The organism is Okeania sp. SIO2F4, from assembly GCF_010672385.1.
Taxonomy (GTDB): Bacteria; Cyanobacteriota; Cyanobacteriia; order Cyanobacteriales; family Microcoleaceae; genus Trichodesmium.
In genome coordinates, this window is record NZ_JAAHGT010000527.1 from 1 (window position 1) to 6,664 (window position 6,664).

At 38.8% G+C, this 6,664-nt stretch carries 6 protein-coding genes; 5 read left to right on the top strand and 1 reads right to left on the bottom strand.

Annotation, left to right across the window (positions count from 1 at the left end):
* Positions 1-1,396: 1,396 nt before the first annotated feature.
* On the bottom strand, positions 1,397-2,401 hold the full coding sequence (locus F6K22_RS26570) for a LysR family transcriptional regulator (RefSeq protein ID WP_293104982.1): 1,005 nt from the start codon (positions 2,399-2,401) through the stop codon (positions 1,397-1,399).
* Positions 2,402-3,216: 815 nt separating this feature from the next.
* On the opposite strand from F6K22_RS26570, the gene F6K22_RS26575 reads away from it, so the two are divergent.
* The 5 genes from F6K22_RS26575 to F6K22_RS26595 form a co-directional block, all read left to right on the top strand.
* Positions 3,217-3,930, top strand: coding sequence for an NnrU family protein (locus F6K22_RS26575; protein ID WP_293104985.1), 714 nt, complete (start codon positions 3,217-3,219; stop codon positions 3,928-3,930).
* Positions 3,931-3,977: 47 nt separating this feature from the next.
* A complete protein-coding gene (locus F6K22_RS26580; RefSeq protein ID WP_293104988.1) occupies positions 3,978-4,382 on the top strand; it encodes a thioredoxin family protein in 405 nt (134 codons plus the stop codon).
* 977 nt (positions 4,383-5,359) lie between these two features.
* Positions 5,360-5,494: a hypothetical protein gene (locus tag F6K22_RS26585; protein ID WP_293104990.1), complete on the top strand. Its 135-nt coding sequence runs from the start codon at positions 5,360-5,362 to the stop codon at positions 5,492-5,494.
* A 913-nt stretch (positions 5,495-6,407) separates the two neighbouring features.
* Positions 6,408-6,545 carry a hypothetical protein gene (locus F6K22_RS26590; RefSeq protein WP_293104993.1) on the top strand — a complete coding sequence of 46 codons (138 nt, stop codon included), beginning with the start codon at positions 6,408-6,410 and terminating at the stop codon, positions 6,543-6,545.
* Positions 6,545-6,664 (top strand): type II toxin-antitoxin system PemK/MazF family toxin (locus F6K22_RS26595; RefSeq protein WP_293104995.1); only part of this gene is annotated, 120 nt, incomplete at its 3' end. The genes F6K22_RS26590 and F6K22_RS26595, both read left to right, overlap by 1 nt.

The window sequence follows — 6,664 nt, forward strand, 5'->3', positions numbered from 1 at the left end:
CCTCATTTCTCACTGTGATTAATAATTAACAGGACTTACGCAGAGGTACTATATATAGAGTGCAAAAACTGTATCGCTATAGTTTTTCAAACTACATACATGGTCTGGTGCGTAAGTCCTCATTAATTCAACTATTGCGCTCTAGTTTTTAGATTTTAGATAAACTGTCTGGGTGGTGATAGTGCTACGCACCCCTACAGGTTTTATGTCGCGCAGGGAAACGCCTCACTTCTCACTGTGATTAATAATTAACTTAACTATTGCGCTGTAGTTATTAGATTTTAGATAAACTTCCTGGGTGGTGATAGTGCTACGCACCCCTAAAGGTTTCATGTCGCGCTGCGAAACACCTCATTTCTCACTGTGATTAATAATTAACAGGACTTACGCAGAGTTACTATATATAGAGTGCAAAAACTGTATCGCTATAGTTTTTCAAACTACATACATGGTCTGGTGCGTAAGTCCTCATTAATTCAACTATTGCGCTCTAGTTATTAGATTTTAGATAAACTGTCTGGGTGGTGATAGTGCTACGCACCCCTACAGGTTTTATGTCGCGCAGGGAAACGCCTCACTTCTCACTGTGATTAATAATTAACTTAACTATTGCGCTGTAGTTATTAGATTTTAGATAAACTGCCTGAGTGGCGATAGTGCTACGCACCCCTAAAGGTTTCATGTCGCGCTGCGAAACACCTCATTTCTCACTGTGATTAATAATTAACAGGACTTACGCAGAGGTACTATATATAGAGTGCAAAAACTGTATCGCTATAGTTTTTAACACTACATACATGTTAGAGTCTCGGAATGCCCTCCCGCGACTTACCAAAAATTCTTATGGATGTTTATTTGTGCCTTCAGGGCGCGAACTGCCCATTGACCTGAAAGCTTCCCAAATTCAGCTGTGAAGGTGAAGGAGTTTTGACAAACATCTTCTTTTCTACAGTATTTATGAGACTTGGCGGGTGTTCAAACCAACTTCATAATAACACAGAAAGTCGCCCGCTTATGGGCGAGGCTTTAAACCCAATTTTTCGGTAAAATCATACATTTATTCAGCAACGCCAATAAAAGATAAAGCAGTCAACATTACTGGCGCTGACATCCTCAAATTCTCAAATATAGTCTGTGCTGCGAATTTAACTTATGTACATCGCTAATCCAACGGCTCCCCTATCTAACTTCGCGCCTTCTGACTTGAGCTATAAATAGGTAGGCAAAATTAAACCTAAAATAACTGTAGCAGGACTTACGCAGGGGTACTATATATAGAGTGCAAAAACTGTAGCGCTATAGTTTTTAACACTACATACATGGTCTGGTGCGTAAGTCCTATGTAGAAAATAAATTAGCCCAAACCATTCTGACTCTTGACTCCTATGTTTCTTATTCAAGTTTCATGAACGTTATTTGTTACTACCTCTATAGGCGGTATTTCTTTAGATAAAGGTTTAATCTGATCTGGGCTAAAATTTAAGCTAGAAAACAAAGGCAAAATTTCTTTACTAAAAGCCTCTGCTGCCTTAGAACGGTAACGATTAGGATTATAAATGACTGATAATATTCTATTAATAACTATCTGATCTATTTTAGCCGTAGTCAAAACCCCAATTTGTAATTCCTTCTCAATAGCAGAAACAGAAACAAAAGCGACCCCCAAACCAGACTGAACAGCATTTTTAATTGCCTCAATTGAATTTAGCTCCATTTCCACTTTCAGACGGCGAGTATCAATGCCACTTTCGGATAAAACTTGATCGATTACTTTGCGAATAGTAGATTGAGAGTCCAAAGTAATAAAGTTTAAGTGATACAAGTCATCTTTTTGAATAGTCTCCTTCTCAGCCAGAGAATGAGAAACAGGCAAAATTAAGGCCAGTTCATCCTCAGCATAAGGCACAACTTCCAAAGACTCCTGCAACTCCGGAGGAACTTCACCCCCAACAATAGCTAAATCTATTTGTCCATTAGCCACACTCCAAGCAGTACGACGAGTAGAATGAACGTGCAACTGTACAGCCACATCAGGATATTTTTGTCTAAACATCCCTATCATTCGGGGCAGTAAATAAGTACCAGTAGTTTGAGAAGCACCAACAATTAAAGTACCTCCCTGGAGATTTTGCAAATCTTCGATCGCCCGGCAAGTTTCTTGACAAAGAGACAGTATTTTCTCGCCGTAAGTAAGTAGCAAATGACCAGCTTCAGTTAATTGTGCCCGGCGACCACCCCGGTCGAATAAGGGCACATTCAACTGTCGCTCTAAATTTTGCACCTGCAAACTAACTGCTGGTTGAGAAACAAACAGACTATCAGCAGCTCGTTTGAAGCTACCTTCAGCAGCGATCGCTTTGAGAATGCGTAATTGGTCTAGGGTGAAAGGAAGCTCAGACATATTGTTAAAGGAAAAAAAATTTAGGGAGTTGATGCCGAAAGGTTTCCCTAATGGACAAATTGCTGACGTAATGGCCTTTGATTTGATTAGATAGGTTGTTGGAGAGCAAGAAGAGAGTGGAGAACTAATGAGAAGTTTGAATTTATAGTCTTTTTGTGTATTAAAGCAGGTTTTTATTTATAAAAACCATTTGCTATTTTTGCCAAGATTAAGTTTTTCCACAAGGAGTCAGGAATACTGAGTTATAACTCAAGAGATAGAAGCAAGGAATAGGGGAACAAGGTTGAAAAATACTCCTTATCTTCTCATCTCCTCACCTTCCCCTCTCTTGATTAAATAGAACTCATTTGAGTTCTATAGCAGTAGCCACAGCAATAACCTGAGAATTATGGAACACCCGACTTTTGCTCTTTACTATAAGTTGCCTATTGTATAAGTTGAGGAAAAAATCGAAATAATCTTTCCACGCCCCATGTCAACCTGTCTTCTCATCCCCTGGTCTTTTCTGGTTAGTTCATCAAGCTCCGATCGTCGTGTTTAGATTAAACTAAATCAGGGACAAAAGTGCCTGAGACATAAGTTGAAGGTCAAGACTTAGACTTACCGGAAGCATAGAGCTAACCTATAAGTCTGAGCTGGAACTTGAGATTTCCATATTCCTCAGCCGAGGCATAAATAATTTCTTGGGCAAATTAGTCTCCACACTCAGCGCATTTCCTTCCCCTTGAATGGGGTTAGCAGTTTACGTCCCTTTAGCATACTGCTGGAGGATTCCTCCAAAAGTTAACTTTTATTATCAATTTCCTATATTGGCCATGTCTAATGATTCGTTAACCCTTAGCCATTTAATCATCTTGGGGTTACTGCTGAGTTTTGCGATCGCCCATAGTGGTTTAGCTGCCATCCGAACCTGGGCCGAAAATAAAATTGGTCCTAGACTCTACCGCATCTTATTTGCCCTAGTCAGTCTACCACTAGCAGTAGTTCTGATTGTGTACTTTTTCAATCATCGTTATGATGGCTTACAGTTATGGCAACTGCAAGGTGTCCCAATTGTCAAACCTATAGTCTGGATACTATCAGCAATTTCATTCCTTTTCCTATACCCCTCTACATTCAACCTGTTAGAAATTGCAGCAATTCAAAAGCCCCAAGTCCATCTCCATGAAACAGGGATTATTCGCATTACTCGCCATCCCCAAATGGTAGGCCAAATAATCTGGTGTATTGCCCACACCCTTTGGCTAGGAACAAGCTTTACTTTAGTTACCTCAGTTGGCCTTGTTTTACACCACTTATTTGGCGTTTGGCATGGGGATCGCCGACTTCAGGAGCGTTTTGGTGAATCTTATGAGAAATTAAAGTCTCGAACATCAGTTATTCCTTTTCTGGCAATTATCCAAGGACGTCAAACCTTACAGTTGCATGAGTTTCTCCGATGGGCTTACCTTGGGGTAGGAGTTTTTGTCCTCTTATTCTGGCAAGCTCATCCTCTATTAATTCGTGCAACTGGGAGCGTATACTGGTAGCATGATCCCAGGATATAAAAAATTTAATTAATATAGATTCAAGGATCATGGTTTTGTCAGTGAACCAAAATAGTTTTAAACAAGAGGTGTTAGAGTCTTCTAACCCAGTTTTAGTTCATTTTTGGGCACCTTGGTGTGGCTTGTGTAAAATGATTGTGCCCCAATTATTAAAATTTCAATCTGAGTGGAATGGCCATTTAAAGCTTGTAGGGGTCAATGCTGATGAAAGTTTAAAGCTTGCTAGTAGCTATCAACTGAAAACTTTGCCTACTTTGATTCTGTTTGAGGATGGTCAAATAGTTAATCGAGTAGATCATTTTCAGGCACGAGAAGATTTCCGAAGGACATTGGATGCTTTTATGTTAACGTTGGTTGAAAACCCGCGCTCTCCTGCAAGGGACCGTCGGGATGAAAAACAATCAATCTTGTGGTATAATCAAGTTGGTTACTGACCCGCCCGGACGTATACGAACAGATAGGTTAACCGACAAAGAGTACCAATTTTGGGTAACACCGCAGAAAGATCGGTAGATCGGGGAAGAGGAATGGTCACTGGGAACACTCCATACTTGAACTCAACACATACAACAAAAAGTTTTTTGTTCAAATATTTAGGCTGCTGGGCTAGCAGTGTCAGCGCCAGTCGCTCATGGGGGAGACCCCCTTTGGCGGCGCTGTCTTGTCTGTGGAGCGACCATAAGACCAAAAAGAGGTTCAACCTTGGAGGCGGGTGCTATGTTAGCGCAGCTCCTCTGCAAGAGGCAGCAGAAAGACCTAATCAGTAATGTTTAGGAATCCCGCGTTGTTGCTCAAGTTCAACGTCGGGAGGATGTCAATCAGTCAAAATTCAGGCATTAAGAAATCCCGATAGATAATTCTAGGGATTTTTTTTTGAGGGATTTTTTTTTGATTGTTAAATATTGGAAGACTTACATCTGTGGCGGTCATATTATCTATTTAACATAGGCTAGCGATTTGTTAATCGTTAATCATACTGTTACTGAGTTTCAAATAAAGAGGTTAGAACTAGAAATGAAGGGAATAATAGTTTCCTTTGGAGCTAGTTTTAGCCTCTTTCTGTTTTCTATTGATTTATACTTTGCAGTGTTTTATCCCGTATTTATCAGTATAAAAATTACTATCATTTGAGTCGGGTATGATTAAACATATTCAAAATTTTAGTCAATTATTAATGATAATCTTGTTAATTAATTGATAATTGATAATGGCGAACTTGATAATTACAAGAAGGTTAAAACCGTTACGGAATTGAAGATTGGGAAATATCCTAGCACTTTTTTTCCCCTTAAAAGGGTCGGCTTTAAACCACAATTATTTAATTAACAATTAATAATTAATAATTCGGTAAATTAAATTTTAGTAGATTGAAATGTTGGGGTTGGTAGAGGGTTTACAACATTTAGAATAATTGATAATAGAAGATAATTTTGCTTCTATTGATGCCGATAAAATTTTTCTTATGGGTGGGATTAGTTGGGAAGTTTACGAACAGTTATTGAAGAGTTGGCAAGATAATTATTGTTGTCGCGTAACTTTTTTATAAGGGTGCTTAGAAATTATCTCGCCGAGTCGTCGCCATGAATTTATTAAAAGTAATATTGGTTGGTTATTAGAGGTTTATTTTGAGGAAATTCGCATTCGTTTTTATGGTTTTGGTTCAACTACTTTTCGGTCTAAAGTAACAGTTAGAGGTATTGAACCTGATGAATGTTATTATCTGTTTAGTAATAAAGATATTCCTGATTTAGCTATTGAAGTTGTAATTACCAGTGGAGGTATTAATGCTTGAGAAGTTTATCAAGGTTTAGGAGTTTCTGAAGTTTAGTTTTGGCAAAACGGAAGTTTTGATATTTTGGTGCATCTCATATTTGCAAAAATACTTTTTTCCTATATATTCTCTGTTCCCTGTTCCCTCCATACCTGTTCCCTAAAAGCCAGAGATTTTTGGCTTTATTCAAAATTGAGATGCACCCTTATATTTATTGTCTAAATGAGGGAAAATATGAACCGGTGCTTAGGAGCAAATTGTTGTCTGAATTGGATATAGATTTGTTGACAAATTATGTCGAATCTGATGAACCTTTCGATGCGGTTTTATAATTTCGGCAACAAATTCGCGATCGTCTGTAGATTTGATGATGTGCTAAAATTTTGACCAGAAAGCTATAGGAGAATTTACTTGAAAATGGCAGAAATTACTACCGATGAATTACCGCAAAGTTTACAGACTCTATTTATAGAGGTCGAACGCACAAAAACTCCACTAACCTATCATCCATGAAGGAAAACCATTAGCGATCGTTCATGCTGCTACCACTGAAACTAAACGCCCTCCCTGTGAGGTAATGAAAGGAACTGATGAAATATTAGGGGATATAGTCGCTCCTGCTGCCGAACCTATTCCTCCCTCATCTAACTGACTAGCTAGTTTTGGGCAAGATAGAGGAAAATTTGTCGTGCCAGAGGATTTTAACGAACCTTTGCTCGAAGAGATTACCGAAAAACTTAATAGTGTTTACACTCAACACTCCTCGGACTTAGATGAGAATATTGCTATGATGCAGTTTAGCAGCTTGAGAAGTGAAGAGTGGTAATGTATAGAGGAGAGATTTGGTTGGCAACACTTCCTCAACCTCTGGGTTCAGAACCAGGTTATCGCAGACCAGTATTAATCGTTCAAAATGACAGTTTTAATCGTAGCTTGATTCAAACT